Origin of the sequence: Agrobacterium sp. NPDC090273 (assembly GCF_044772305.1) — a bacterium.
Lineage (GTDB): Bacteria > Pseudomonadota > Alphaproteobacteria > Rhizobiales > Rhizobiaceae > Agrobacterium.
On sequence record NZ_JBIVYN010000002.1, the window covers coordinates 395,312 to 421,754 of the forward strand.

Here is a 26,443-nt window from a genome sequence, read left to right on the forward strand (position 1 = left end):
CCATGAATATTCTTTCGGTTTCATCCGAAATTTACCCCCTGATCAAAACCGGGGGGCTCGCCGATGTTGCCGGCGCGCTTCCCATTGCTCTCGACGCCTTCGGCATTAAAACCCGGACGCTGATACCCGGATATCCGGCCGTCAAAAGCACGGTTAAAGATCCGGTCAAATGTTATGAATTCACCGATCTTCTGGGTGAAAAGGCCGATGTGCTGGAAGTTCATCACGAAGGCCTCGACCTGCTGATCCTCGATGCCCCGGCCTATTATGAACGCTCCGGCGGCCCCTATCTCGACCAGACCGGCAAGGACTACCCGGACAACTGGAAGCGCTTTGCTGCATTGTCGCTCGCCGCTGCCCGGATCGGCGCCGGAGAGCTTCCCGGCTGGCGTCCTGACCTTCTGCATGCTCACGACTGGCAGGCCGCGATGGCGCCGGTCTATATGCGCTACGCCGAAACGCCTGAAATTCCGAGCCTGCTGACCATCCACAACATCGCATTTCAAGGTCAGTTCGGCGCCAACATCTTCAGCCAGCTCGGTCTGCCTGTGCATGCCTTCGGCGTCGACGGCATCGAATATTATAACGACGTCAGCTTCCTGAAAGGCGGTTTGCAGGCGGCCACCGCCCTCAGCACCGTAAGCCCGTCCTATGCGGAAGAAATACTGACGCCGCAATTCGGAATGGGGCTGGAAGGCGTTATCGCCAGTCGCTCCCACGCGCTGCACGGCATCGTCAACGGCATCGATGCAGACGTCTGGAATCCGGCAACGGATCATCTGATCCACGATAATTACTCCGCCGCCAACCTTAAAAACCGTCAGCTCAACAAGCAGGCGGTGGCTGAACATTTCCGGATCGATCACGATGACAGCCCTCTCTTCTGCATCATCTCGCGCCTGACCTGGCAAAAGGGTCTGGACCTGATGGCGGAAGCTGTTGACGACATCGTGTCGCTTGGCGGGCGCCTCGTCGTGCTTGGTGCCGGCGATGTCGCCCTCGAAGGCGCGCTCCTTGCTGCGGCATCGCGCCATCGGGGCCGCGTTGGAGTTGCGATCGGCTATAACGAGCCCTTGTCCCATCTGATGCAGGCCGGCTGCGATGCGATCATCATTCCCTCACGCTTCGAGCCATGCGGACTGACCCAGCTTTACGCCCTTCGTTACGGCTGCATTCCGGTCGTGGCACGAACCGGTGGACTCGCCGACACAGTCATCGATGCCAACCATGCGGCTCTTGCCCAGAAGGCGGCGACGGGCGTGCAATTTTCTCCCATCACCCTGGACGGTCTGAGGCAGGCGATCCGCCGAACCGTCCGTTATTACCAAGATCCGAAACTGTGGATGCAGATGCAGAAGCAGGGAATGAAATCCGATGTTTCCTGGGAAAAAAGCGCCGGCCTTTATGCCGCGCTTTACAACCAGCTTATCTCGAAAGGCCATTGAAACATGCTAAAAACCGTCCAGACGACACCTTATCAGGACCAGAAGCCGGGGACATCCGGCCTGCGCAAGAAGGTGCCGGTCTTCGCTCAGGAAAATTACGCGGAAAACTTTATCCAGTCGATTTTCGATTCACTCGAAGGCTTTGAAGGCCAGGCGCTAGTGATCGGCGGCGACGGTCGCTACTACAACCGCGAAGTGATCCAGAAGGCGATCAAGATGGCCGCCGCCGCCGGCTTCGGCAAGGTTCTGGTTGGTCAGGGCGGCATTCTCTCGACGCCTGCGGCCTCCAACATCATTCGTAAATACAAGGCCTTCGGTGGTATCGTGCTTTCCGCCAGCCACAATCCGGGCGGACCAAACGAAGATTTCGGCATCAAGTACAACATTGGCAACGGTGGCCCGGCGCCAGAAAAGATCACCGATGCGATCTTTGCCCGTTCAAAAGTCATCAACAGCTACAAGATTTCCGATGCTGCGGATGTCGACCTCGACAAGATCGGCAGCTTCAAGGTCGAGGGCATGACCGTTGAGGTGATGGATTCCGTCGCCGACTACGCGCTCCTGATGGAAGAGCTGTTCGACTTCGCCGCCATCCGCCAGCTTATCGCGGGCGGTTTCAAGGTGGTCGTCGATTCCATGAGCGCGGTCACCGGTCCTTATGCCGTCGAGATCATCGAGAAGCGCCTCGGTGCACCGAAAGGTTCCGTCCGTAATGAAATCCCGCTGCCGGATTTCGGTGGCCATCATCCAGATCCCAACCTCGTGCATGCCAAGGAGCTTTACGACGACGTCATGAGCCCGCAAGGCCCTGATTTCGGCGCGGCTTCCGATGGTGACGGCGACCGCAACATGGTCGTCGGCAAAGGCATGTTCGTCACGCCATCAGACTCGCTTGCCATCATCGCGGCCAATGCCAAACTTGCGCCCGGTTATGCAGCGGGCATTTCCGGCATCGCGCGTTCAATGCCGACCAGCGCTGCAGCCGACCGGGTTGCCGAGAAGCTTGGATTGGGCATGTACGAGACCCCGACCGGCTGGAAGTTCTTCGGCAACCTTCTCGATGCGGGTAAAGTGACGGTTTGCGGTGAAGAAAGCTTCGGAACCGGCTCCAACCATGTTCGCGAAAAGGATGGTCTCTGGGCTGTGCTTTTCTGGCTGAACATCGTTGCCGCGCGCAAAGAAAGCGTGAAGGACATCGTCACGAAGCATTGGGCAGAATACGGCCGGAACTACTATTCCCGTCACGACTATGAAGAAGTCGATTCCGACGCGGCCAACACGCTGGTTGCGACGCTGCGCGAAAAACTCGCAACGCTTCCGGGCACCAGCTACGGAAATCTGAAGGTCAAGGCGGCCGACGACTTCGCCTATCATGATCCAGTCGATCAGTCGGTCAGCAAGAACCAAGGCATCCGCATCCTGTTCGAAGGTGGCTCTCGCATCGTGTTGCGCCTCTCTGGCACGGGCACGGCGGGTGCAACCTTGCGTCTCTATGTCGAACGTTACGAACCGGACGCGGCGCGCCATGGCATCGAAACGCAGGAGGCATTGGCTGACCTGATTGCTGTCGCCGATACGATTGCTGGCATCAAGGCGCATACCGGTCGCGACGCCCCGAGCGTGATTACCTGAAAACGACCTGAGCGTCCTCAATTTCCTCCCTCCTTTCGGGGGGGGGGAGGAGACATCCATCGCCCGGAGAATATGACCATGCAGAAATCGGCCGTTTTCCATCAAGGCACTCATCTGACGGAAGACGGAGCGGAATTCACGGTCTATTCCCGGCATGCCTCACAGATCGAGCTTTGTCTGTTCGATGAGACCGGCAACACGGAGACGGGCCGGCTGCCGATGAGGCGGGGCGAAAACGATCTACACCAGCTTTTTGTGGCCGATGTCCAACCCGGGTTGCGTTACGGCTACCGCGCTCACGGCGTTTACGCACCCGACCACGGTTTGTGGTTCGATCCGTCGAAACTGCTGCTCGATCCGTCCGCCACGGAGATTGATCGCCCTTTCCGTCATGACCCCGCCCTTTATGCGTTTGGACAAGACACGGCGCCGGTGATGCCCAAGGCAATTCTTGGCCGTCATGAACCGGTTAAACGCAAAGCGGTGCATTTTTCACCTGGCGGACTGATCTACGAACTGTCCGTCAAAGCCTTTACAGCGCTCCATCCAGATGTGCCCAAGGCAAAACGCGGCACGATTGCGGCCCTCGCCCACCCCGCCATCATTGCCCATTTGAAGAGGATTAGTGTCGACGCCATCGAGTTGATGCCGATCACCGCCTGGATTGACGAGCGGCATCTGCCCCCACTCGGCCTTGCAAACGCCTGGGGTTATAACCCTATCGGGTTCATGGCAATCGACCCTCGCCTTTGCCCCGGCGGTGTGCAGGAGTTGCGGGATACGGTCGCTGTACTGCATGGCGAAGGGATCGGCGTTATCCTCGATCTCGTCTTTAATCATACCGGCGAGAGTGACCGCCTTGGCGCGACACTCTCGTTGCGCGGCCTAGACAATCTCACGGCCTTTCGCCACCAGCCTGACGACCCTGGCACACTGGTGAACGATACCGGCACAGGTAACACGGTCGCCTGCGACGATCCCTACATCCGTCAACTCATCGTGGACACGTTGAGGCATTTCGTCCTGAATGCCGGCATAGATGGTTTCCGGTTTGACCTGGCGCCAGTTCTTGGGAGAACGGCCAAGGGCTTTGATATGGCAAGCGCAACGCTCGCAGCCATGCATTCGGACGCGGCGCTTCATGACCGGCTGCTGATTGCCGAACCTTGGGACATCGGGCCCGGTGGCTATCAGCTTGGCAACTTCCCGGAGAGTTTTCTGGAATGGAACGACAGGGCGCGTGACGATATGCGCCGTTATTGGCGCGGCGATCTTTCCACAACCGGCGCAGTAGCCGATGCACTGTCTGGTTCTTCCCACATTTTTTCCCGCCATAACCGGACAAAAACCCGCAGCGTCAATTTCCTTGCAGCCCACGATGGTTTCACGCTGTTCGATCTCGTCAGCCACGAAAACAAGCACAATGAGGCCAACGGCGAAGGCAATCGCGATGGCCATAACGAAAACTATTCCTGGAACAATGGTTTCGAAGGACTAAGCAACGATCCGCAGGTTCGGGATGCGCGCATCCGAGATGTAAAGGCTCTCCTCTCCACACTCTTTGTCAGCCGTGGCGCAATCATGCTCACCGCCGGTGATGAGGGTGGACGCAGTCAGCACGGCAACAACAATGCCTATTGTCAGGACAACAATATCACCTGGGTCGATTGGGCGTCGCTTGACCCTGAGCTGATCGATCACACGGCGTTTATTTCAGCTCTTCGCAAACGGTTTTCCGTATTCGCCGACACGGATTTCTTTAGCGGCTATGGCGATGTTTCGTGGTTGGCCGCAACTGGGGAGACCATGTCCGTTGCGGATTGGGAAAATCCGCAGGGCCCAGCCTTTGCCATGGTGCTCTCCTCGATCGATCGCGAAACAGACGCGGAGTGCGAACTCGCCGTGCTGATCAATCGCAGCCGGGAGATCGTGCCGTTCACGTTGCAAGGTGACGATTGGCGCGCCATCGGCACGGATTTTGGCAATCCTGCCTTCCTGCCCGCTCGTTCGGTTGTGTTTTATCTGCGCAGTTGATCGGCAACCCCGCCAACCTCTATAAACGTGACAACGAACCGGCGTAAAAGAGGAAACATGGCCAAGGACATAGCGCTTGCGGAGATGAAGAATTTTGTCGGCACCGAAATTGGTGTTTCCGACTGGATCACCGTCGATCAGAGGATGATCGATGCCTTCGGAAAAGCGACGCTCGATGAGCAGTTCATCCATACGGACCCGGAACGGGCAAAAGCAGAGAGCCCCTTCGGTGGCACGATTGCGCATGGTTTTCTCACACTCTCGCTGCTTTCAGCGATGAACTACGATGCGTTGCCGCGCATCCGCGAGCAGACAATGGGCATCAACTACGGGTTCGACAAGATCAGTTTTGTCTCGCCAGTCAAAAGCGGGGCACGCATCCGCGGCCGTTTCACCCTTGCTGAAGCCCGCTTTCGCGGCGCTGCCATGCTGATGACTACTTATGACGTTACTGTGGAAATCGAAAACGAGAAGAAACCAGCGCTGACTGCCCGATGGACGACGATCACTCAGTTTGATCCAAAAGACCGGCCGGACGACGCCTGACGCAGGCGAGATGAACAAGGAACCAACGGAGGTCGCTATGCGATTTGCCTATCTGATAGAGCCTCCGTTCAACTACCTGTCTCACAATGGGGACGTTAGCGGCTGTGATGTGGAACTGATCCGCACAGTTCTGAACACGCTCGGGATAGACACTATCGAGTTCATCGAAACCGAATTTTCTCAACTCCTGCCAGGGTTGGCGGCGCATCGCTGGGACATCACAACTGGCCTCTTCGACACGGCAGAACGGCGAAAGATCGCTACTTTCAGTCGCCCCATATGGGCCCTGCCGGATGGGCTCCTCATCAAAAAGGGCAATCCTGCGAAGCTGACGGGCTACAGATCTGTCGCGCAGGACGCCTCCCGCAAAATGGTCGTTATCCGTGATCAGCTCCAGCATCGGGCAACCATCGATGCGTGCGTCCCTGCGAATAGAACCATCGTTTGCGAAACCTACGACGAGGCGATGCAGGCCGTACGTGATGGCCGTGCGGACGCTTATGCCAGTGTTGCAATGGCGCATACCGGTTTCCTCGAACAACATCCGCAACTCAGGTCCGAATTGGAAACGATCTCAATTCCGTCGGCCGAGAAAACCGCGGCACGGGGAGCATTCGGTTTCCGGTTATCCGACACCATGCTTCGCAACACGATAGATGCAGCGCTCACCGACTATCTCGGATCACCTGAACATCGCAGGATGATGCGGAGGTTCGGTTTCGAAGACGAGCAGGTCGACCCGATCGTCAGCGGCAACGCTTGAGAGAAGATGTCCGTGTACTCAAAGGAGACGGATGCATGCATGATGAGGCAGTGAGACGAGCTTTCCTTCGACAGGCCAAGGCCTGCGACAGTCTTGGCTCCCCTTTCACGGCAAGGCTGTGCAATCTGATCGCTGCGCGGCTGGATCGTCAAACGGAGGTCGGAGCCACAGTTCTGTCATGGGTGAGCGACCCTGACTCAACAGGGGATTCGCTTCCGTTGCGCCTTGCTGGTGCTTTGCATGCACTTGTCCTGCTCGAGAAGATCGAACCTCTCACCGCCATCGCGATGGATGACGAGGATGCCCTCTGGGATACATGTGAAAGCGCTCTACGGTTTCACGCCCCCTTTATTCTCGATCGCCTGAAATCTCCACCACAAACGAACGAAGTGCGCAGGTCAGCTGCGTTGCTTCCGGGCTTTTTCGAGATTGCGCGATTGACTGTCAAATCGTTGGTACTTTCCGAGGTCGGTGCCAGTGCGGGACTGAACCTGCAGTTCGACCGCTACCGTTACCGTCTCGGCGGGCTTGAATGGGGTGAAAACTCGGAGGTTGTTCTGATTCCGGAATGGCGAGGTCCATCGCCACGCATTGCCCCGATCACTATTCTCGAACGTGCGGGCTGTGACATCAGTCCGCTTGATCCCTCTTCCCATGAAGATCGGTTGCAACTGATGTCCTATATCTGGGCCGACCAGCCCGATCGGCTTGAACGCACCGCAAGTGCCTTGCGGATCGCCGTTAAAACCAGTGGAGGGATCGAAAAAGCCGACGCTTTGGATTGGCTCGAGCAACGACTTTCCAAATCGTTTCATGACGCAGCTCACGTGGTTTTCCATTCAATCGCCTGGCAATATCTGCCGGAAGAGCGAAAGCAGATCGGCGAAGACATGTTTGCGGCAGCCGGCGAACGCGCAACAGATGATACGCCGCTGGCCCGTTTGCAGATGGAGGCCGACACCAGACGCGGCGGCGCCTCCTTGACACTGCAACTCTGGCCTTCGGGCGAAAAGCGTGAAATCGGTCGCGCCGATTTTCATGGGCGATGGATCGATTGGCGTGGTTGGGGTGCCTGACGTGGCGGCTTTAAACCACCACGTCCCCTGCCGCTTCCTGCAGCAAACCGCCAACATATTCTGCGAAGGAACGCCAGCACTCAAGCCGGAACGTATCGTCCGCAACACGCAGCAAGACGATTTCAGCCTTGCCAAAAATGGTGCGTGAACAGGCGCCGACTGGGAAGACGTTCAATGACAGATCCTGCGGGCAACCGGCGTTGAGCGCCGCCTCGGCGCCTGGACCGGACACGATAATCGCAACATTGCGGTGAGAAATGTCCGTCGTCGAAAACAGGCCGGAAACTCCAGACAACACCGCTGTCAGATCGCTTTCAGCCTGATCGATCACCAGCCACTCATCTGGCCCAAGCCAGAGTGCCGAACGCAGGCCCGAAGTGGACGACGTCTTGGATGTTTCCGGCAACGCAAGTCCCAACGCCCCCGACAGAGCCGCAACCGTTTCACTCTTCGCCCGAAGCGATATGCGGGACGCGGGAGCAGCCGGCTTCAGCGAAACGACAGGCGAACCACCGTGAAGATCCTCAAGCACGAGCTTGCGTTTTGCGTGATGCGTCTCAGCCATTGAGGCGGGCTCCTTCCTTGTCGAAGAACACCATATCGGTGACTTCTGCGGCAATCGTTTTATCGACCAACGGAATGTAGAGGGTCTCGCCTACACGCGCCCGTCCGTCTGCCACAAGCGCAAAGGCAATTGAGCGGCCGAGGTTTTCCGACCAGTAGGCGGAGGTCACATGTCCGAGCATAGTCATCGGCTTGGGCTGGTTCGGGTCAGCAACGATCTGTCCGCCTTCCTCCGGCACAATCTGCGGATCCTTTGTCAGAAGACCAACCAGTTGCTTGCGTCCGGAACGCATAAGGTCGGGGCGTTTCAGGCCGCGTATACCGACGAAATCAGTCTTCTTCTTGGAAACCGCCCAACCGAGACCGGCATCGTCAGGTGTAACCGTGCCATCCGTATCCTGACCGACAATGATGTAGCCCTTCTCGGCACGCAGGATATGCATGGTTTCAGTACCGTAGAGGCAACCACCCACCGCTTCCGCACGTTCCCGGATCGTTTGCCACACTGCCGCACCATAATCGGCAGGCACGTTGATTTCGAACCCGAGTTCGCCAGTGAAGGAAACCCTGAAAAGCCGCGTTGGGACGCCACAAAATTTGCCTTCTGCCACCGCCATATGTGGGAAGGCCTCCGACGATAGATCGATCCCCTCAACGAAGGGCGCAATAACATCGCGGGCTTTCGGGCCCTGCACGGCAATCACCGCCCACTGTTCGGTCGCAGACGTCAGCCACACATTCAGTCCCGGGAATTCCGTCTGCAGATAGTCTTCCATGTGTTGCAACACGCGCGGTGCACCACCTGTTGTCGTTGTTACATGGAAGCGGTCTTCGGCCAGACGCCCGACAACACCATCATCATAAACAAAGCCATCCTCACGGGTCATGATGCCATAACGGCAGCGGCCTGGCTTCAGCGTGTCCCAGGCGTTGGTATAGATGAGATTGAGAAACTTTGCCGCATCAGGCCCAACCACCTCGATCTTGCCCAGTGTTGAAGCATCAAAGACGCCAACAGTCTCGCGCACTGTCCTGCACTCGCGATTGATTGCCTCATGGAGGTCTTCGCCCGCACGAGGGAAAAACCATGCACGCTTCCAGTTGCCAACGTCCTCAAAGACGGCACCCGCCGCAGCCTCCTCATCATGCATCGGTGTCTTGCGGGTCGGATCGAACAGCGCGCCACGTGAATGATTGATGAGAGTACCAAAGGTTACCGGCGTGTATGGCTGACGAAACGTGGTGAGGCCCACCTTTGGCAAGTCTTTGCCCAGCGCTTCGGAGGCGATGGCAAGGCCGTGCATGTTGGAAAGCTTGCCCTGATCGGACGCCATGCCGTTTGTGGTGAACCGCTTGATGTGCTCGATGGAGTGCATGCCTTCGCGCACCGCAAGACGGATATCCTTGGCGCAAACGTCATGTTGGAAATCGATGAATGCCTTGACGCCCGTATCTTCACCAGCGCCCTCCGCAGCACCGATCATGCCGCCCGCCCAGCTTCGTGCATTCTGGCCGGAAAATTCCGCAGCGCTGCCGCCTGCGGCAGAGGCTTCGGCAATCAACTCGTCCAGCTCGTCGGTCCCGGCACAGGCACCAATCGAAACGGATTGTGGAGCGTGGATATCCGGCAGGAACCGCTGGTTCTCAACATCGAATTTCAGTTTTCCGCGCGATTGTGAGAAGAGATGGACAGATGGCGTCCACCCGGCAGAAACCGCAAGCGCATCAATTGCAATCTTGCGTTTGTTCGATCCACCGTTGCGACCGACCGTCATGGACGACACGCGCAAGCGCCCTGCCGTGTCATAGACGCTGTGCCCCGCCAGCACCTCGATGCCCAATGCCCTCGCTTCATCCAGAAGCTTCGGATCGGGGGCCTCACGGCAGTCAACGATAGCGGCAATCTTCACTCCCGCCTTTTTCAGATCGAATGCCGTCTCATAAGCGGAATCATGCGCGGTATAAACGCCAACGTTCTCGCCGATCGCCACACCGTAGTGATTGAGGTAGGTGCGTGCCGCCGACGCCAGCATGATACCAGGGCGGTCATTATTGGCGAACACCATGTGGCGTTCGATCGCGCCTGCGGCCAGTATGACCTTCTTGGCGCGGACCTGCCACAAACGCTCGCGCGGCTGGTGCCTCGCCGGAACGGCCAGATGATCCGTGACGCGTTCCGCCAGAGCCAGAAAATTGTGGTTGTAATAACCGAACGCCGTGGTGCGGGTCAGAACACGCACATTCGGCATGGACCGGAGTTCGCCAAAAACCTTCTGCGCCCAGTCAAAGCCAGGCAAACCATCAATGACCGTTCCCGTATCGAAACGCAGCGCCCCGCCAACTTCCGCATTTTCATCCGCGAGGATGACGCTCGCACCCGTCTTTGCAGCAGCAAGCGCCGCTGTCAGGCCCGCGACACCGCCACCGGCAACCAGCACGTCGCAATGAGCATAACGGGATGAATAGTGATCCGCATCCGGCTCCGTCGGCGCATTGCCAAGACCGGCAGCACGACGGATCAGAGGTTCGTAAATCTTGTGCCAGGCAGCCTTCGGCCACATGAAGGTCTTGTAATAGAAGCCCGCTGCAAACATCGGTGAAAAGAAATCATTGATCGCCCCGACATCAAACGACAAGGACGGGAAGCGGTTCTGCGACGCGATGATGGCGCCATCGAAAACTTCCTGCACGGTCGCACGCACATTGGGCTGTTTGCGCAGGCTGTCGCGGGAAACATCGATCAGTGCATTCGGCTCTTCCGGACCTGCAGACAAAAAGCCGCGCGGACGATGATATTTGAACGAACGGCCAATCAGGTGCACACCATTCGCCAGCAGCGCAGACGCAACCGTGTCGCCTTCCAACGCCTGATAGATCTTCCCGTCGAAGGTGAAGCGCGCAGTTCTGGCCGGCGTGAGACGACCTGCTCCCTTGATACGATAAGCGCCGCTCATTCGTGACTTCCCTTTTGCGCATTCAAAACCGTTTCCCGGTCCGGTTTCGGTTCGCCTGCCTTGTACGTCATGTAAAATCTGTCGCTGACCGTGTCTCGCGCAGCATTGAAGAAGCGACCGCAGCCATGAATGTGGCGCCAGCGCTCGAAAACCAGGCCCTTGTCATTGTCACGCATGAAGAAAAATTCCGCGAAAGCCTCGTCGGAAATATCGGCGATGTTTTCAGGTCGGGCGACATGGGCTTCACCCGCCCATCGGAACTCCAACTCGGAGCGGTCTTCCCTGCAATAGGGGCAACGAATAAGAAGCATCTTGTTTTCCCCTTTGCTTCAATGCGCCACGGCAGCAGCCGCTGCCTCGTCGATGAGCCGACCGGTCCGGAAACGGTCGAGCGTCAACCCGGCCGCGAGCCTGTGTGGCTCACCACGTGCGATTAGATGCGCAAACAGGTGCGCTGAGCCAGGTGTTGCCTTGAAGCCACCCGTCCCCCAGCCGCAATTGACGAAAAGATTGGGCACCGGCGTCACGCTCTGGATCGCCGATCGATCAGGTGTGTTGTCGGTGATACCGCCCCATTGACGCATCATTTTCACGCGCCGGAAGATGGGGAACAACTCGCAGATGGCATCGAGCGTGTGCGTGATGATCTGCAAGCCGCCTGTCTGGGAATAGGAGTTGTACTGGTCGGTGCCAGCGCCGATGACCAGTTCGCCCTTGTCCGACTGCGAGATATAGGCATGCACCGTATTTGACATGACGACACAGGGAAAAATCGGCTTCAAAGGCTCAGAAACCAGCGCCTGCAGCGGATTGGAGTGCAACGGCACCCGCACGTCCGCCATGGCCATAACGACAGAAGAGTGACCTGCAGCCGATACCCCGATCTTCTTTGCACCGATGAAGCCGCGATTGGTATCAACACCCGTTACGGCGCCATCCGGCCCACGGCGGATCGCAGTCACCTCACAGTTTTGAATGATGTGGACTCCGCGATCGGAGGCCGCACGGGCATAACCCCAGTTGACGGCGTCATGACGTGCTGTCCCGCCGCGCCTCTGCAATGCTGCACCATTGATTGGATATCTAGCATTGCCGGAGATATCGAGTGGGGGGCAATATGCCTTGGCCTGCTCCGGTGTCAGCCATTCATTATCTATTCCATAGAGCCGGTTGGCATTGATATGGCGTTTGAACGACTGCTGGTCGTGAATATTGTGCGACAGCATCATCACGCCGCGCGCCGAATACATCACATTGTAATTGAGATCCTGGCTCAGGCCTTCCCAAAGTTTCAGGGAATGCTCGTAGATGTCCATGCTCTCTTCATAAAGATAATTGGAGCGGATGATGGTGGTGTTGCGTCCACTGTTGCCGCCACCAAGCCAGCCTTTTTCAAGCACGGCGACATTGGTGATGCCATGCTCCTTGGCAAGGTAGTAGGCGGCACCAAGACCGTGACCGCCACCACCGATGATGATGACATCATATTCCTTGCGAGGTTCCGGCGACGCCCATTGCGCGTCCCAGCCCTTGTGGCCGCGCAGGGCCTCACGGGCCACGGCAAAAACGGAATATTTGCGCATTCGCAGACTGCTCCCAGACAAAACGATCGAAGGTCGGACACACCGGCCCGGCGATATCATACACATGACAAATCGAAATCGCAGGCAATATTCATTTTGCGACGCGACCATGCTTTTGTTTTGACATGCCTCGCTGAAGTGCCAAAAAGCCGCGTTTTCCGGCGCTTTTGGACTTATAGCTGGACTTAAGGTGAACTATCTGTTATACGCCCGCTCAATCGTACGGCCTTCGTGGCCAAACCAAACTTTTCTTGTTTGCGTGCGAATGTCCCAGATTCCCACAGCAACATAGCCAAAACCAAAGGAATGTGTTTCACGTGCAGGTACTAGTCCGCGATAATAACGTTGATCAGGCGCTCCGCGTTCTGAAGAAAAAGTTGCAGCGCGAAGGCGTTTTCCGTGAAATGAAGATGCGTGATCACTTTGAAAAGCCTTCAGAAAAGCGCGTTCGTGAAAAGGCTGAAGCGGTTCGCCGCGTTCGCAAGCTGGCACGCAAGCGTGCACAGCGCGAAGGTCTGGTTGCTGGCCGCTGATAGGCCGTCTTTTAGACGTTTTTGAGTGCTTGTTGGGCGGAGGCGATATTGTCGCCGCCGCTTTTTCTGTTTGAAGCCGGGGACGTCCAAAGAGACCGGCGTGCGAGGGAACCCATATCGAATGACCGCTGTTGATGCTTGTGTTGTGAAAAACTCCGATGTCTCCACGCACCGGGTGTCGATAAAGAACAACAAACGGTTCCGTTCCCCAGTCATTCTATGCGCCATGCTTGCAACCCTTGCAGGCTGCGCCACGTCCAAGCAGACGGAAGACGTATTCCGGATCGACCGCGCCCAGGGTTCGCAGGAAAACATCGCCTCGCTGACATCGGTCATCAACGCCAATCCGCAAGATCCGGAAGGCTACAACGTTCGTGGCTCCGCTTACGGCCGCTCCGGCGATTCGCGCCGCGCGATCGAGGACTTCAACAAGGCCCTCCAGCTCAACCCGCGCTTCTATCAGGCATATGCGAACCGCGCCCTTGTCTATCGTAACTCGGGACAGCAGCAGCAGGCCCTGCAGGATTACAATTCGGCGCTGCAGATCAATCCAAGCTATGACGTTGCCCTGATCGGACGCGGTAATCTCTATCGCCAGTCGGGACGTGTAAACGAGGCTTTCAACGATTTCTCGCGTGCAATCGAACTGGAAACGACCGACGGACGCGCCTGGCACAACCGCGGCTTGATCTATCAGCTTCGCAATCAGCACGCGCAGGCAATCGAGGACTTTTCCAAGGCCATCTCGTTGTCGTCGACGTCGCCGGAGCCTTACAACGGCCGTGGCCTTTCCTACGTTGCACTCAATGACGACGAAAATGCTTTCGCCGATTTCAACCACGCCATTTCTCTGGACGACAAGATAGCCGAATCCTGGGCTAACCAGGCACTGGTCTACGAACGCCGCGGCGAGACTGCCAAGGCTGCCAAGTCTTATTCCCATGCCGCACGTCTTGACCCGAAGTACAAACCGGCTCTCGACGGCATTGCGCGTACGCGCGGCGCGTCCTGATATCTACGAAAACCAACAAAAAAGCCCGGAACGATATTCCGGGCTTTTTTGTTTGAATACTGTCGAATATCCGCCGATGGGCTCGAGGCGCGGATTGGAGCTCAGTTGCTGTCGCGACGCGCTTCCGGTGCCAGTACATTGGCCCAAAGCTCAGCCTGAACGGCCTCCTGGAATTCCATGATTTCCTGACGCATCGCGGCATCCTCATAGCCGATCCGGGTCAGGTGCGCGGCGAGTTCCCGGCACTCGTTTCGCCAGAAATCATTGGCTTCCGCCCCGTGCAGACGATCGAGCATAACAGCACAGCGTTTTACATCAGCAATGCGATTTTTGGCCGGGAAGGCGATTATTTCCGAATTCGTCGTCACGCGGGCACCTACTCTTCGAGGAATCAATCCCGACTTTTTAAAGGCGATATGGTTAACGAAGTCTGGAGGCAGGCGCGAAAGGTTGAAATGCGTGGCTTCTGCAGGTGCAGCTTCGCCTAAACGTTTCATTTTCGACCGGATTTTTACATTTTGAGGTTCCGGCGTCGGCGCGAAATTAACGGCCGGACAAAGCACATCGCCGACCGTTACGTTTGAATTTACCAATTCACATTACCAAAATTTCATGCCCCCGAAGATAGAAGAAGTATAAGTGTGTTGAAACAGCACCTGTCTCATCGTATATTTCAGTCAAGAAAAGCCATGAAATCTCGCAGCCAAAAACGGAGCAATCGTTCTCGGGAGGAGAGCACCATGTATGCACCGCGTGTTTTCGTCAGCATGATCGGTGCCTTGCTCGTCTTTGCGGTTGCGACCTACTTCATTCATGGCTCGTTTTATACGGCGTTTATTCAAACCCTGATTGCTGCCGTTGTTCTTCAAGTCGGCTACTTCATCGGTATTCTTGTTCTTGTAGCGCGTGAAAAAAAGCAGCTCCGAGACGCCTCTCCTTTTCAGAGAGAACGAAGTGCTGAAAATGCGTCTTCAGACAGCATCAAGGGTGTTCCGCATTCCGGCGCCAAATTGACGGACATGTAGCGCCGCTCTGAACCATTCAGCCCCCTCTCTAAACTCACCCCTAATTTTTTATCGGTTGCATCCACACCCCTGACACTTTCTGCTGGCCAAATCCTCACCACAACGCAGAAGCAGAAGGGTATGAAATGGCCAACGGTTCCCAGTCCATTTGCGTCATTATCGCTGCGAAGAACGCGGCCGACACGATTGCCATTGCTATCCGCTCAGCTCTTGCCGAGCCGGAAGTGGCTGAGGTTGTGGTGATAGACGATGGATCTTCCGATAAAACCAGTGATGTGGCCCATGCCACGGACGATGGCACCGGCCGCCTGAAGGTTTCGCGATTCGACACCAATCGTGGCCCGTCGGCTGCGCGCAACCATGCAATCTCCATTTCCTCTGCACCGCTTATCAGCATTCTCGATGCCGACGATTTCTTCTTCAAGGGCCGGTTTGCCGCCATGCTGGCAGAAGATGACTGGGACATGGTTGCTGACAACATCGCCTTCATTCAGCAGACAGTCGCCGGTGCATCCTCGATGGTTCCAGAAAGCTTCGAGCCGCAGTCGCATTTTTTGTCGCTGAAGGAGTTCGTCGAAGGCAACATATCCAGGCCCGGTGTCGAACGCGGCGAAACCGGCTTCCTGAAACCGGTCATCCGCAGGTCGTTTCTCGACAGGAATGCGTTGCGTTACGATGAAGCCATGCGTCTCGGCGAAGATTATGAGCTCTATGTCAGAGCCCTTGCCGCCGGCGCCCGTTACAAGGTGATCCGTCACTGCGGTTATGGCGCAATCGTACGCGGCAACTCCCTGAGTGGCCGACATCGCACGGAGGATTTGCGTCTGCTATACGAGGCCGACAGGGCTATCCTTGCCGCCGCCAATCTTTCTGCCGCAGAAAAAGCTGTTCTGCGCGAGCATGAGAGGCATATTCGCAGCAAGTTTGAGCTGCGCCATTTCCTCGATACGAAAAAGCAGAAGGGCATGGGTGGGGCGCTTGGCCATGCGCTCAGCCGTTTGCCTGCCGTCCCCGCCATCACAAGCGGCATCTGGAAGGACAAGACGGCGCGGTTCCGCCGATCCCCGCAACAGATCAGCGACATTCGGTACCTGCTGACCGGAACCCCCATATCCTGACGCAATAAAGCCGGTGGTTACCCCACCGGCTTTTTCTTTGATTCCTACAGACGAATTTAAAGATAATCGCGCTTGATCGTTTCGAGCACCGCTGCAAAACGCTCCTTGCGTTCCTCCAGCCTGCCATCGGGACTAAGACGAGGTTCCGCCCGGCTGGCCTGCCAGAGCGCCAGCGTCGAGGGTGCGGCAAGCACCTGCTTGGCTAGCTTGCGGAGCGGTTTCTGCACCGGCTGCTCGCGCACCAGCACATCACCCTCATCCCTAACCGCAACCTCGTGTTCAACGACGGCGACCGGTGCTGGTGGTGGGAAATTCATGCCCCAGAAACGTGACCCCTTCTTGGCTGCCTCGGCACGTGTCGACACCGGCACATAACGCGGCTCGTATTTGACGTCGACGGTGCCTGCCCAATCGCTCCACTTGAAGCTGTTGATCGAAGTCGATGTCGTGACGGCGACCCACGGCACACGGAAGGCATCGGCAAGGATCGCGCCATGCATCGATTCGGCGACGATGAATTCAGACTGTGCGATGGCGCGGATGACCGACTTCGCCTCGCCACGCGGATCGAGATAGGTAAGGCCAGCAGGTTCGCATACCGTTTCCCACATGCCGAACTCCGCCGATTCCCAGTGAGGAACGAAGGTTTTCTTGTGCACCTTGGGCAGACCTTTGAAGTCAGGCATCTCGGTGACCATGACAGCCGGATCTACAATGCCCATTTCAGGAGCGAGACCGAGCTTTGCAGCAGTTTTTTCGCCGCGCACGCAACGAATGTCCCACAGCCCCGTACTGACATCCGGCACCGCGCCGTACCCATATCCGCTGCCAATAACGAGCTTGCGCTGTCTGGTCGGTAGCAGGACATCGTTTAGCACGGTGCCGACACCGACAAGCAGAACGTCGTCATGAACGTCGCGCAGGCCCGGAAGCAGGAAATCCCAGAGCCAGAGATTGAGATCGTCACCGAAATTGCCGTGATGCGATTCCCAGTGGTAAGGTTTCATGAGGTTACTCCTCGATAAAAAACATATAAATTCTTACGGGCGAAAATTCACTCAGCGAGAACCGACAATTTTGCCTGCTCCAAGCTGAAACGCGGCCCGAAGAATTGCCGGATCGCGAATCGCCCACTTCAGAAGCAACCCGAATTCGGGAACTTTGCGCTGTTTCAGTTTGCCTGCCTGGCTCCAGAGCGCCTGTTTGCGTGCCGTGTTTTTATAGGAAGCGATCGAGGCAACGTCATCAGGGCGTCGGGAAAAACGACCCTCCAGCGTGTCGAGCGCAACCCATGTATTGAACTGCTGCCGCAGAAATTCCGGCGAGGTGTTGTCGATGCTGTGGAAGATATTGACGCCCATACCACGCATTGCGCCGGCATCGTCACACAACAGTGTGCGTTGCGATGCCAGGATGCAATCGCAAAAAAACAGCACGTCTTCAGCCGCCAGCCTGAGCGCCGGATCGAAACGGATGTTTTCGAAAAGCCGCCGACCGATGACCATGCAGGAAAGATGCAGGAAGCTCCAGTTCCGCAGCATGACACTCGCAAGATCGGGTAGCTCGATCAGCAATGGCCGCTCCGAAAGGCGCGCCGCACCTTCATTTTTTTCCAGCTCAGAAATGGCGAAATGGTAATAAAATTCGTCACTTGCCTGCATGGAAGCCCAATAGCATTCGCCCTCATATGTATCGAGCGCGTGGGCTGCATTCTTCAGATGATCTGGTATCCAGATGTCGTCGGAATCAAGAAATGCAACATAGGCACTTGCCGCCGGAACATTATCCAGGCCAGTGTTGCGCGCACCGCCAGGGCCGGCATTCGCCTGCTTGATGACGGTGATCCGGTCCTGCTCGGCTGTCGTGAGATCAGCGAGTTCGTTTTCTATCGGGTATGGCGACTCGTCATCGACGATGACAAGATCGAAGTCCTGATAGGTCTGCGCAAACACCGATGCCAGGGCGCGACCCAGGACTCCATGCTGCTTTTGATAATAGGGAATAACGACTGTAAATCTTGCCATTGTTTCGCCCCTTGCGTTGATCAAGAAGTTTCGGGTCCGATTGTTCAGCGGACCCGATGGTATCGGCAACTCCCAACCGGCTTTCCTCCCTCGCCGGCCTCCAGAAACAGGATGCACGTATGCCCCCAGCTCCAAATATAAAATCTATCACCACGAATGTCGGATGGAGCGTCCTGTCAAAAACAGGGACATTCGGGCTTAAATTTGTCACGGTTCCCATTCTGGCGCGATTGCTGTCGCCCGAAGAATTCGGCGTTGTTGCTGTCGGCTTAACCGTCGTACAATTTCTGACCATGATAGCCGGAGCGGGGCTGACCTCCGCTCTGATCGTCGAAAAAGAAGAGGATATGGACACGATCCATACTGTCTTCTGGGCCAATCTCGCCATTTCCTGCACCATGGCTGCCATCCTATACACCTGGGCAGAGTTCTTCGGCGGACTGCTCGGCGCCGTGGAAAGTGCTTATCTGCTGCGCATCATGGCCTTTCTCATTCCGCTGCAATTGGCGGGCGATGTCGCTTATTCGCTTCTTGCCCGGCGCATGAATTTCAGCAAGGACGCCGTCTGGAGCATGCTTTCGGAAAGCATTGCTGCGGTGGTTGCTGTGGCTCTCGCTTTCATGGGTTTCGGCGTCTGGGCGCTGATCATCCAGCTTTTTGCCGCGGCCCTGATACGACTGATCGGCCTTTATGCCGTGTCTCATTATTGCCCACGCTTTGTCATGAAACCACGTCGACTGGTGCCGCTTCTTGGTTTCAGCTCTGGTCTGATGGGCTCCGAAATCGCCAATTTCGTCACCTTTCAGTCGCCGATGGTCATCATTGCCAGACATCTCGGGCTTGCCGACGCGGGCGCATATTCTGCTTCCAACCGGTTCGCCAGCATACCCAACCAGGTCGTGTTGTCTGCCGTCATGGGCGTGCTTTTTCCGGCTTTCAGTCGAATGATGGACGACCCGCAGCGGCGGCGCGATGCGCTGATGTTCAGCACGCAGGTGCTGACCGTGCTGCTCGCCCCCATGATGTTCGGTCTTTGGGCTGTCGCCGAACCCGCCATGCTGGTGATCTTCGGCCCGAACTGGGCTTATGCCTGGCCCGTCCTTGGACTGCTGGCCCTTTCGAAGGCGATCCTGACGCCCTGCAGCACTTTCATTCCCTATCTGAAAGGCGCCGGGTACGGACGTGTCCTGTTCTGGTCGGCGACGATTCGCGCCGTTGTCACCACGGCGGCGGTCTGGATCGCAGCACTTTACGGCACCCTGATCGACGCTATGGTCTGGCTTTGCATTGTCAACGCCGTCACCCTCGTCGCCTATTCCTGGGCGGTCTTCAAGGCCAGCGACACCCCGTTTTTCAGCGGTCTTTATGTCAGCAGCAGGCCTATGATCTCGGCGCTGGTGATGGCGATTTGTGTGCGTTATCTGCTTGAGTTTATGGGTGATCGCATTCAGGGAGCAACCCTGCAGGTTCTCGTCGGCGCGGCCGCAGGCGGGCTGATCTACGGTGTCCTCGTTATCCTGACAGAACGAGCCTTGCTGCAAAAAATTCTCGGCATGGTCAAAGCGCGACGTACGCGAGAACCCGCAACCCAGAGTTAAAAACAGCATCTTGCCTGCGCCCCATTTTCGCCGCGAACACCCCCTGTTCGCGGCGCACGCCTTCACAGAAGCGTGACGAAACAGGTGTGTTTTTTGCATTGCAACATTATGACGGATGATAATTCATTGCGCGACAGCAATTTTCGACCTGCAATAAAAATAAAAACAAAACGTTTTAATTCAGATACTTAATATAATTTTTCCTATAAAAATCGGAAAAAGACAGACAATTACCCACAAAATCTTAGCTTGTCTTTTTCCTGCGTCGCCACATTTTACCCTCAAGTCGAAAACAGACTTTGCCAGGCGGACTTAGGTTCGCTCTGGTTGCAACGCGGCGTGGGTGGACGCCGCATAAATAGGGGTGACTGATGTGACGGTCGATCAGAACCTATCCTCCCGTATCAACCTGATGCGTATATTGCTGATATCCGGAATCGTGTTTGTCCATGTGCCGCACGATCCCGACACGAGCCCGTTTCTGGGTCTCTATGGCTTCTTCGACTGGCTTCGCGTTTTTCTCGGCGACGCCCTGTTTCGGATCGGTGTGCCGTGCCTGAGCGCGATCTCCGGCTATTTGCTGTTCCGTCGCGGAATGAGTGAATTCGACTATCCTGCTACGATACGGTCCAAGTCGAAAACGGTGCTGCTGCCGTTTCTGCTGTGGAACGGAGCGCTGTTTCTGGCGATCATGCTGCTCCAGCATTTTGACCTCAGCGTCGGCTATTTTCCGGATATCTGGAACGCCACTCCGCGCGAAATCGTCAGTCACGGCATGGCCATCGAAACGCTGCCCGTGAATGTACCGCTCTATTTTTTACGCGATCTTTTCGCCTGCATTCTGTTGTCTCCTATCTTGGCATTCCTGATGCGGCGTTTTGCGCTACCGACACTTGCCGTGTTGCTGCTCATCACCGCCGTTCCGGACGTGACGATCTTCATCGTCCAGAAAAAATCGATTCTGTTCAGTTTCTCGCTCGGTATCGCGCTCGCCCTGCATCGGGTTGATGTCAAAGCGCTTGATCCTTTTGCTTTGCCGATCATGCTTCTGACACTCGTTGCTTCTGCGGCCCTTGCCACCGGCCTATATTTCACCGGACCGGAATTTACCTTCTGGCTGAGCCTGTCACGCAACCTGCTGGCCGTTTTCGGTGCCATCGGCTTCTGGGCATCTTCCGCCCTGTTGATCCGCAGCAGGCTTGGGCAGCGTCTTGCGCAGACGGGAAGCCTGAGCTTCTGGATTTTCTGCGCCCACTATCCGCTTCTCGTTTTGATGTGGATGGTCTGGAACAAGGCAGGGCCTGATTTCTATCCTGCCTTCTATGTCGGCGCGACACTGGTGGCTTTTGTCATCCTCGTCGTCAGCAACACGCAGGTCCGCAAACACCTGCCAGCTCTCTACGCCCTTTTGACCGGGAGCCGCAGCGGCAAGCGCAAGATCACTGGCGATTCCGCGACAAAGCCGGCATCTCCGCCAATGCCCACCCGGTCAGAAACACTTTACTCGCAACGCCAGAGGTGAACCGATGACACAATTTGCGACGCGCGTTCGACCGCACCTTCTTCTTTCCGCATTGCTGCTTGCTATGCCACTTGCAACACCAGGCCAGGCTCAGGAAGGCAACGGTGCCTCCTTCGTCGAGAACTTCGACGCCATGGACCGTAGCTTCTGGTACGTCTCGGACGGCTGGTCAAATGGTGCGCACCAGAACTGTACCTGGTCGAAAAAGCTTGCCCGCGTGGAAAATGGCCAACTTCAGCTCGGTTTTCAGCAGGGAAAAGTCGGCGACCGCGAGTATTCCTGCGGCGAAATCCAGACCAAGGGACGATACCGCTACGGAACCTATGAGGCGCGTGTGAAGGCTGCGACCGGCTCCGGCCTCAACTCGGCATTCTTCACCTATATCGGCCCGACCGATAAAAAGCCGCACGACGAAATCGACTTCGAAGTGCTGGGCAAGAACTCGGCGAAGGTGCAGCTCAACCAGTATATTTCCGGTAAGGGCGGCAATGAAAAGCTCGTTCCCGTGGCCGGTGGCGCAGATGCCGGCTTCAATGACTTCGCTTTTGTCTGGGAGCCGGAACGCCTGCGTTATTACGTCAACGGCACGCTCGTGCATGAAGTGACCGACCCGAAAAAAATTCCGCAAAATGCGCAGAAGATTTTCTTCAGCCTGTGGGGCACCGATACGCTCAAGGACTGGATGGGCGCCTTTTCATATTCGGGCGCCACACAAATGACGGTTGACCGCGTCGCCTTCACCGCGCTCGGCGACAAATGCCAATTCTCCGAGTCGATCGCTTGCGCGTTGAATTGAGCGCAAGCGACTTTTGGTGCCCAAGCATGAGCCTCGACGTCTTTCAGGTCCAGATCCCAGCCAGGACGATTTTATGACCCATGTTCTTTATCTCGCGCACGATCTGTCTGATCCCGCCATTCGACGGCGGGTTCTGACACTGATTGCAGGCGGCGCGCAGGTTACGCTGGCGGGTTTCCGCCGCGGAGAAAACCAGCTCACGGATATCGAAGGGGTTCGCCCAATCGCACTCGGCGAGACCGCAGACGGAAAATTTCCGCAGCGTGTGAAGGCCGTGGTGCTTGCTAGCCTTTCGCTCGGCGGGAAACTGCAAGGGATTGCACGCCCTGACGTCGTCATCGCGCGCAATCTGGAAATGCTGGCACTGGCAAAACGCGCGCTCGCGCTCTACGGAGGCGACGTACCGCTTGTTTACGAATGCCTCGACATTCACCGCCTGCTTTTAAACCAAGGCAAGGTGGGCAAGGCCCTCAACGCCGCACAGCTTTATTTCGCACGCGACGCAAAACTTCTGATGACCAGTTCTCCGGCTTTTGTGGAGCATTATTTCAAGCCGATTTCCGGCCTCGATTTGCCCGTTCTGCTGCAGGAAAACAAGGTTCTGGCACTCGATACCGTCACACGGGAAAAACCCCGCCCTCGTCTTCCTGAAGCCGGCCAACCATGGAAAATCGGCTGGTTCGGTGCACTGCGCTGCCGCAAATCGCTGGAAATACTTGCCGCATTCGCCAGGGAAATGGATGGAAAGGTCGAGGTCATTCTGCGTGGCCGCCCCGCCTATTCCGAATTTTCGGATTTTGATGGTTGTGTAAAAAACACACCGCACCTTCATTTCCACGGTCCTTACAAAAACCCCGAGCAACTGGCTTCGATCTACAATGAAGTGCAGTTCACCTGGGCTATCGATTTCTTCGAAGAGGGCCAGAACTCGAGCTGGCTGTTGCCCAACCGGCTTTATGAGGGCTGCCTTCATGGCGCGCTTCCCATTGCCGTAACAGGCACAGAAACCGCCCGTTTCATCCAGAAACGCAATATCGGCTTCACCCTGCCGGACGCGACACCTACAAACCTTGCCGCGCTTTTCAGTGCGATGACGCCGGAAACCTACTCTGCCGCGTTCGAGACACTTGCTGCGCAGGACGAAAAACAGTGGCTGACGGACCGAGACGATTGCCGTCTCCTGGTCCACAAACTTTCCAACCTGACCAAATCCGCTTCGGGCCATGCCAGTGAAGCGGCCTTTTCAACTGTGTAATGCGTGGGGGCAAGTCATGGAAAGTCGCGTAAATTCCAAGATCCGGACATTGATCGTTATTCCTTGCCTCAACGAGGCAAAGACGATCGAGGCGCTGCTGCATAAGTTTACTGGCATGATGGACGGAAAAAATTTCCGGGTCGTGGTGGCCGATGGTGGCAGCACGGATGGGACCCGCGACATCGTGGATGCATTTGTCAAAAACGATGAGCGCGTGACGCTGCTTCCCAATCCCAAACGTATCCAGAGTGCGGGTATCAACCTTGCCGTTTCGACGTTCGGCCAGGATTACGACTACCTCATCCGTATCGATGCACATGGCGATTATCCTGACGATTACTGCCTGCGTCTCATCGAGGACGCGGAACGCACCGGTGCCGATTCCGTTGTGGTTGCGATGGACACCGTGGGCCATGGTCTTTTCCAGAAGGCCACGGCCATGGCGCAGAACTCCAAGCTCGGTAATGGCGGCTCCAAACACCGGGAAGGTGCCAAAGGTCACTGGATCGACCATGGTCACCACGCGCTGATGCGGATCGCCGCTTTCGATGCCGTGGGCGGTTACGATGAAACATTCAGCCACAATGAAGACGCGGAACTGGATTTCCGTCTGCGCAAGTCAGGCTTCCGCATCTGGATGACCGACAAGACACGCATGACCTATTATCCACGCTCCAGTGTCCTGCCGCTCTTCAAACAATATCTGGCTTATGGCCGTGGCCGCGCAAAGAACCTGTTGAAGCACCGCTCCATTCCGAAAATCCGCCAGATGATCCCGCTGGCCGTGCTGCCGGTTTTCGTCTTTGCCCTGCTGTCCCTCTATCATTGGGTCGCTCTTATTCCGCTTGGCCTCTGGATTGCCGCATGTCTCGGTTATGGCTTGTGGATGGCTATAGGTCAGAAAAACCCATACGGCCCACTCGCGGCCTTCTCAGCCATGGTGATGCACTTCGCCTGGTCCACCGGCTTCTGGCTGGAACTCCTGAAATTCCGGGGAAAAAAGGCTGCCTGATGAACGACACAACCGTCATCCAACCGAATTCTGTGACCACCGTTGACATTGGCATCTGCACGTATAGACGCCCCGCACTGGTCGCCACACTTCTGTCATTGTTCGAACTGGACGTTCCTCAGGATGTGAAAATTCGCCTGATCGTCGCGGACAATGACGCGGAACCGAGTGCGCAAGCCAGTGTCGAACGGCTGCGCAAGACAGCGCCTTTCGAAATCACCTACGTGCATTGCCCCAAGTCGAACATTTCGATTGCCCGCAATGCCTGCCTTTCCGAATGCAAGGCCGACTACCTGGCATTTATCGATGACGATGAAACAGCACCGCCTCATTGGCTTTCAGCTCTTCTGCAAAAAGCGCATGAAACGGGCGCCGAAGCGGTTCTCGGGCCGGTTACCGCCGTCTATCGCGACAATGCTCCTGGCTGGATGAAACGCGGCGATTTTCACTCCACTGTGCCCGTCTGGGTCAATGGCAACATCATCACTGGCTACACCTGCAACACACTTCTGAAAATGGATGCACCGCCGGTAAAGGGCCGACGATTTGCCCTCGCGCTTGGCCAGAGCGGTGGCGAGGACACACATTTCTTCTCCTACATGCATGCAGCAGGCGGGCAGATCGCCTTCGCTGAAAATGCCATGCTGTCAGAACCCGTTCCGGAAAGCCGGGCCAGCTTCATGTGGCTCGCCAAACGCCGCTTCCGCTCGGGACAGACCCATGGCCGCGTGCTTGCGGAAAAGAAACCGGGCATCCGGCGTGTCATGCAGATGCTGACGGCTGGCTCCAAGGTGCTTTATTGTGCGACATTTGCTGCACTCAGCAGCTTCGATGCGGTTCGTCGCAATCGGTATGCGTTGCGCGGCGCATTACATCTGGGCTCAGCCAGCGGCGCGTTCGGCGTACGCGAAATCCGCCAATACGGAACGGTGGAGGCGATCTGATGGACAACCAGATTTCGCAGCCGGACGTCAGCTTCGTGATTGCCGCTTACAATGCCGCCGACACCATTACCGCGGCCATTCAGAGCGCGCTTGAGCAAAAGGATGTCGACCTGGAGATCCTCGTTGTGGACGATTGTTCCAGCGATGAAACGCGATCCATCGTCGCTGAAATCGGTGGCCGCGATCCGCGCGTAAAGCTCATTGCACTTGAACGAAACGGTGGTCCGGGCGGCGCCCGTAACGCAGGCATCGATGCTGCGACAGGGCGCTGGATTGCAGTGCTCGATGCTGATGACGTCATCCGCCCGGAGCGCACCGCCTGCATGGTATCTCGGGCAGAAGCTGCCAATGCCGCTATCGCCGTCGACAATCTCGACGTCGTCTATCTGGACGACCGCCCGATGGATACGATGTTTCCGGAAGACATGCTCGAAAACATGCCGGTTCTGACGCTTGAGCAGTTTATCGGATCAAACGTTCTTTTCCGGACGACCTTCAATTTCGGCTACATGAAACCGATGTTCCGCCGGGATTTTCTCAACGACAACGCACTGCGTTTCCGTGAGGAAATTCGCATTGGCGAAGACTACATCCTGCTTGCTTCGGCACTGGCCGCTGGCGGCCTCTGCGTTATCGAGCCGAAGCCTGGTTATATCTACAACATCCGCGAGGGCTCGATTTCGCGCGTGCTGGAAATCAGTCACGTCGAAGCGATGATGAAGGCCGACCGAGATTTTCTCAGCCACTACACATTGCTGCCCGCCGCCATGGATGCGCAAAAGGCCAGAAGTCGCAGCCTGAGCCTTGCCTTCAACTTTCTGACATTGGTCGAGGACATCAAGCGCCGGTCTATTCTTGGCGTCCTGAAAACGACCATCAAAGATCCTGCGGTCATCGGTCATTTGAGAATGCCGGTCGCCGTACGGTTACGACGCTTGCGGGAGGCACTTTTTTCGCCCGCAGCAAACACAGGGGTGAAAAGACAGATTTCATAAAGTTTGCAAGGG

The 26,443-nt window shown here is 56.6% G+C and carries 24 protein-coding genes; 17 read left to right on the forward strand and 7 right to left on the reverse strand.

The features are described from left to right. Positions 1–2 precede the first annotated feature (2 nt). From glgA to ACIQT8_RS08180, 6 genes are all read left to right on the forward strand, one after another. Positions 3–1,445 carry a glycogen synthase GlgA gene (glgA, locus tag ACIQT8_RS08155; RefSeq protein ID WP_400964680.1) on the forward strand — a complete coding sequence of 481 codons (1,443 nt, stop codon included), beginning with the start codon at positions 3–5 and terminating at the stop codon, positions 1,443–1,445. A gap of 3 nt (positions 1,446–1,448) precedes the next feature. Next, on the forward strand, positions 1,449–3,077 hold the full coding sequence (locus ACIQT8_RS08160) for an alpha-D-glucose phosphate-specific phosphoglucomutase (RefSeq protein ID WP_400964681.1): 1,629 nt from the start codon (positions 1,449–1,451) through the stop codon (positions 3,075–3,077). A 78-nt stretch (positions 3,078–3,155) separates the two neighbouring features. Continuing rightward, positions 3,156–5,111, forward strand: coding sequence for a glycogen debranching protein GlgX (gene glgX / locus ACIQT8_RS08165; protein ID WP_400964682.1), 1,956 nt, complete (start codon positions 3,156–3,158; stop codon positions 5,109–5,111). A 57-nt stretch (positions 5,112–5,168) separates the two neighbouring features. Beyond that, positions 5,169–5,657 (forward strand): MaoC family dehydratase, encoded by a 489-nt coding sequence (locus ACIQT8_RS08170; protein ID WP_138792015.1) that lies wholly within the window; start codon positions 5,169–5,171, stop codon positions 5,655–5,657. Positions 5,658–5,694: 37 nt separating this feature from the next. Continuing rightward, complete coding sequence (locus ACIQT8_RS08175) at positions 5,695–6,420, forward strand: transporter substrate-binding domain-containing protein (RefSeq protein WP_400964683.1); 726 nt, start codon at positions 5,695–5,697, stop codon at positions 6,418–6,420. 35 nt (positions 6,421–6,455) lie between these two features. After that, positions 6,456–7,496 carry a DUF2332 domain-containing protein gene (locus tag ACIQT8_RS08180; RefSeq protein WP_400964684.1) on the forward strand — a complete coding sequence of 347 codons (1,041 nt, stop codon included), beginning with the start codon at positions 6,456–6,458 and terminating at the stop codon, positions 7,494–7,496. 10 nt (positions 7,497–7,506) lie between these two features. Here ACIQT8_RS08180 and ACIQT8_RS08185 read toward each other — a convergent pair whose 3' ends face one another. Genes ACIQT8_RS08185 through ACIQT8_RS08200 form a run of 4 tightly spaced genes read right to left on the reverse strand, consistent with a single transcriptional unit; the run spans position 7,507 to position 12,597 of the window. Beyond that, on the reverse strand, positions 7,507–8,061 hold the full coding sequence (locus ACIQT8_RS08185) for a sarcosine oxidase subunit gamma (RefSeq protein WP_400964685.1): 555 nt from the start codon (positions 8,059–8,061) through the stop codon (positions 7,507–7,509). Then, positions 8,054–11,014: a sarcosine oxidase subunit alpha gene (locus tag ACIQT8_RS08190; RefSeq protein WP_400964686.1), complete on the reverse strand. Its 2,961-nt coding sequence runs from the start codon at positions 11,012–11,014 to the stop codon at positions 8,054–8,056. The genes ACIQT8_RS08185 and ACIQT8_RS08190 overlap by 8 nt, the downstream gene beginning before the upstream one ends. Next, entirely contained in the window at positions 11,011–11,325 is a 315-nt protein-coding gene (locus ACIQT8_RS08195; RefSeq protein ID WP_400964687.1) for a sarcosine oxidase subunit delta, read from the reverse strand. The genes ACIQT8_RS08190 and ACIQT8_RS08195 overlap by 4 nt, the downstream gene beginning before the upstream one ends. A gap of 18 nt (positions 11,326–11,343) precedes the next feature. Further along, the gene (locus ACIQT8_RS08200) at positions 11,344–12,597 is read right to left on the reverse strand and encodes a sarcosine oxidase subunit beta family protein (protein ID WP_138792010.1); all 1,254 of its coding nucleotides are present in this window, start codon (positions 12,595–12,597) and stop codon (positions 11,344–11,346) included. 317 nt (positions 12,598–12,914) lie between these two features. Between ACIQT8_RS08200 and rpsU the strand changes: the two genes are divergently transcribed. Then, entirely contained in the window at positions 12,915–13,130 is a 216-nt protein-coding gene (rpsU, locus tag ACIQT8_RS08205) for a 30S ribosomal protein S21 (RefSeq protein ID WP_138792009.1), read from the forward strand. Between the two features lie 121 nt (positions 13,131–13,251). Next, positions 13,252–14,142, forward strand: coding sequence for a tetratricopeptide repeat protein (locus tag ACIQT8_RS08210; RefSeq protein WP_138792008.1), 891 nt, complete (start codon positions 13,252–13,254; stop codon positions 14,140–14,142). Between the two features lie 101 nt (positions 14,143–14,243). Here ACIQT8_RS08210 and ACIQT8_RS08215 read toward each other — a convergent pair whose 3' ends face one another. Further along, entirely contained in the window at positions 14,244–14,735 is a 492-nt protein-coding gene (locus ACIQT8_RS08215) for a DUF6074 family protein (RefSeq protein WP_400964688.1), read from the reverse strand. A gap of 147 nt (positions 14,736–14,882) precedes the next feature. Here ACIQT8_RS08215 and ACIQT8_RS08220 point away from each other — a divergent pair, with 147 nt between their 5' ends. Together ACIQT8_RS08220 and ACIQT8_RS08225 are read left to right on the forward strand one after the other, a co-directional pair. Beyond that, positions 14,883–15,167 carry an exopolysaccharide production repressor protein gene (locus ACIQT8_RS08220; protein WP_262528527.1) on the forward strand — a complete coding sequence of 95 codons (285 nt, stop codon included), beginning with the start codon at positions 14,883–14,885 and terminating at the stop codon, positions 15,165–15,167. 125 nt (positions 15,168–15,292) lie between these two features. Then, a complete protein-coding gene (locus ACIQT8_RS08225) occupies positions 15,293–16,285 on the forward strand; it encodes a glycosyltransferase family 2 protein (protein WP_400964689.1) in 993 nt (330 codons plus the stop codon). Between the two features lie 56 nt (positions 16,286–16,341). Here ACIQT8_RS08225 and ACIQT8_RS08230 read toward each other — a convergent pair whose 3' ends face one another. Together ACIQT8_RS08230 and ACIQT8_RS08235 are read right to left on the reverse strand one after the other, a co-directional pair. Then, the gene (locus tag ACIQT8_RS08230; RefSeq protein ID WP_400964690.1) at positions 16,342–17,292 is read right to left on the reverse strand and encodes a polysaccharide pyruvyl transferase family protein; all 951 of its coding nucleotides are present in this window, start codon (positions 17,290–17,292) and stop codon (positions 16,342–16,344) included. 51 nt (positions 17,293–17,343) lie between these two features. Next, positions 17,344–18,309 carry a glycosyltransferase family 2 protein gene (locus ACIQT8_RS08235; protein ID WP_138792004.1) on the reverse strand — a complete coding sequence of 322 codons (966 nt, stop codon included), beginning with the start codon at positions 18,307–18,309 and terminating at the stop codon, positions 17,344–17,346. 119 nt (positions 18,310–18,428) lie between these two features. Here ACIQT8_RS08235 and ACIQT8_RS08240 point away from each other — a divergent pair, with 119 nt between their 5' ends. From ACIQT8_RS08240 to ACIQT8_RS08270, 7 genes are all read left to right on the forward strand, one after another. Continuing rightward, on the forward strand, positions 18,429–19,907 hold the full coding sequence (locus ACIQT8_RS08240) for a lipopolysaccharide biosynthesis protein (RefSeq protein WP_400964691.1): 1,479 nt from the start codon (positions 18,429–18,431) through the stop codon (positions 19,905–19,907). Positions 19,908–20,280: 373 nt separating this feature from the next. Beyond that, on the forward strand, positions 20,281–21,429 hold the full coding sequence (locus tag ACIQT8_RS08245; RefSeq protein ID WP_400964852.1) for an acyltransferase: 1,149 nt from the start codon (positions 20,281–20,283) through the stop codon (positions 21,427–21,429). A 4-nt stretch (positions 21,430–21,433) separates the two neighbouring features. Further along, positions 21,434–22,225: a glycoside hydrolase family 16 protein gene (locus ACIQT8_RS08250; protein WP_400964692.1), complete on the forward strand. Its 792-nt coding sequence runs from the start codon at positions 21,434–21,436 to the stop codon at positions 22,223–22,225. A 73-nt stretch (positions 22,226–22,298) separates the two neighbouring features. After that, on the forward strand, positions 22,299–23,480 hold the full coding sequence (locus tag ACIQT8_RS08255) for a glycosyl transferase family 1 (RefSeq protein WP_400964693.1): 1,182 nt from the start codon (positions 22,299–22,301) through the stop codon (positions 23,478–23,480). A 16-nt stretch (positions 23,481–23,496) separates the two neighbouring features. Next, positions 23,497–24,492: a glycosyltransferase family 2 protein gene (locus tag ACIQT8_RS08260; protein WP_400964694.1), complete on the forward strand. Its 996-nt coding sequence runs from the start codon at positions 23,497–23,499 to the stop codon at positions 24,490–24,492. Continuing rightward, positions 24,492–25,436: a glycosyltransferase gene (locus ACIQT8_RS08265; RefSeq protein WP_400964695.1), complete on the forward strand. Its 945-nt coding sequence runs from the start codon at positions 24,492–24,494 to the stop codon at positions 25,434–25,436. The genes ACIQT8_RS08260 and ACIQT8_RS08265 overlap by 1 nt, the downstream gene beginning before the upstream one ends. Further along, positions 25,436–26,431 carry a glycosyltransferase family 2 protein gene (locus tag ACIQT8_RS08270; RefSeq protein ID WP_400964696.1) on the forward strand — a complete coding sequence of 332 codons (996 nt, stop codon included), beginning with the start codon at positions 25,436–25,438 and terminating at the stop codon, positions 26,429–26,431. The genes ACIQT8_RS08265 and ACIQT8_RS08270 overlap by 1 nt, the downstream gene beginning before the upstream one ends. Positions 26,432–26,443: the final 12 nt, after the last annotated feature.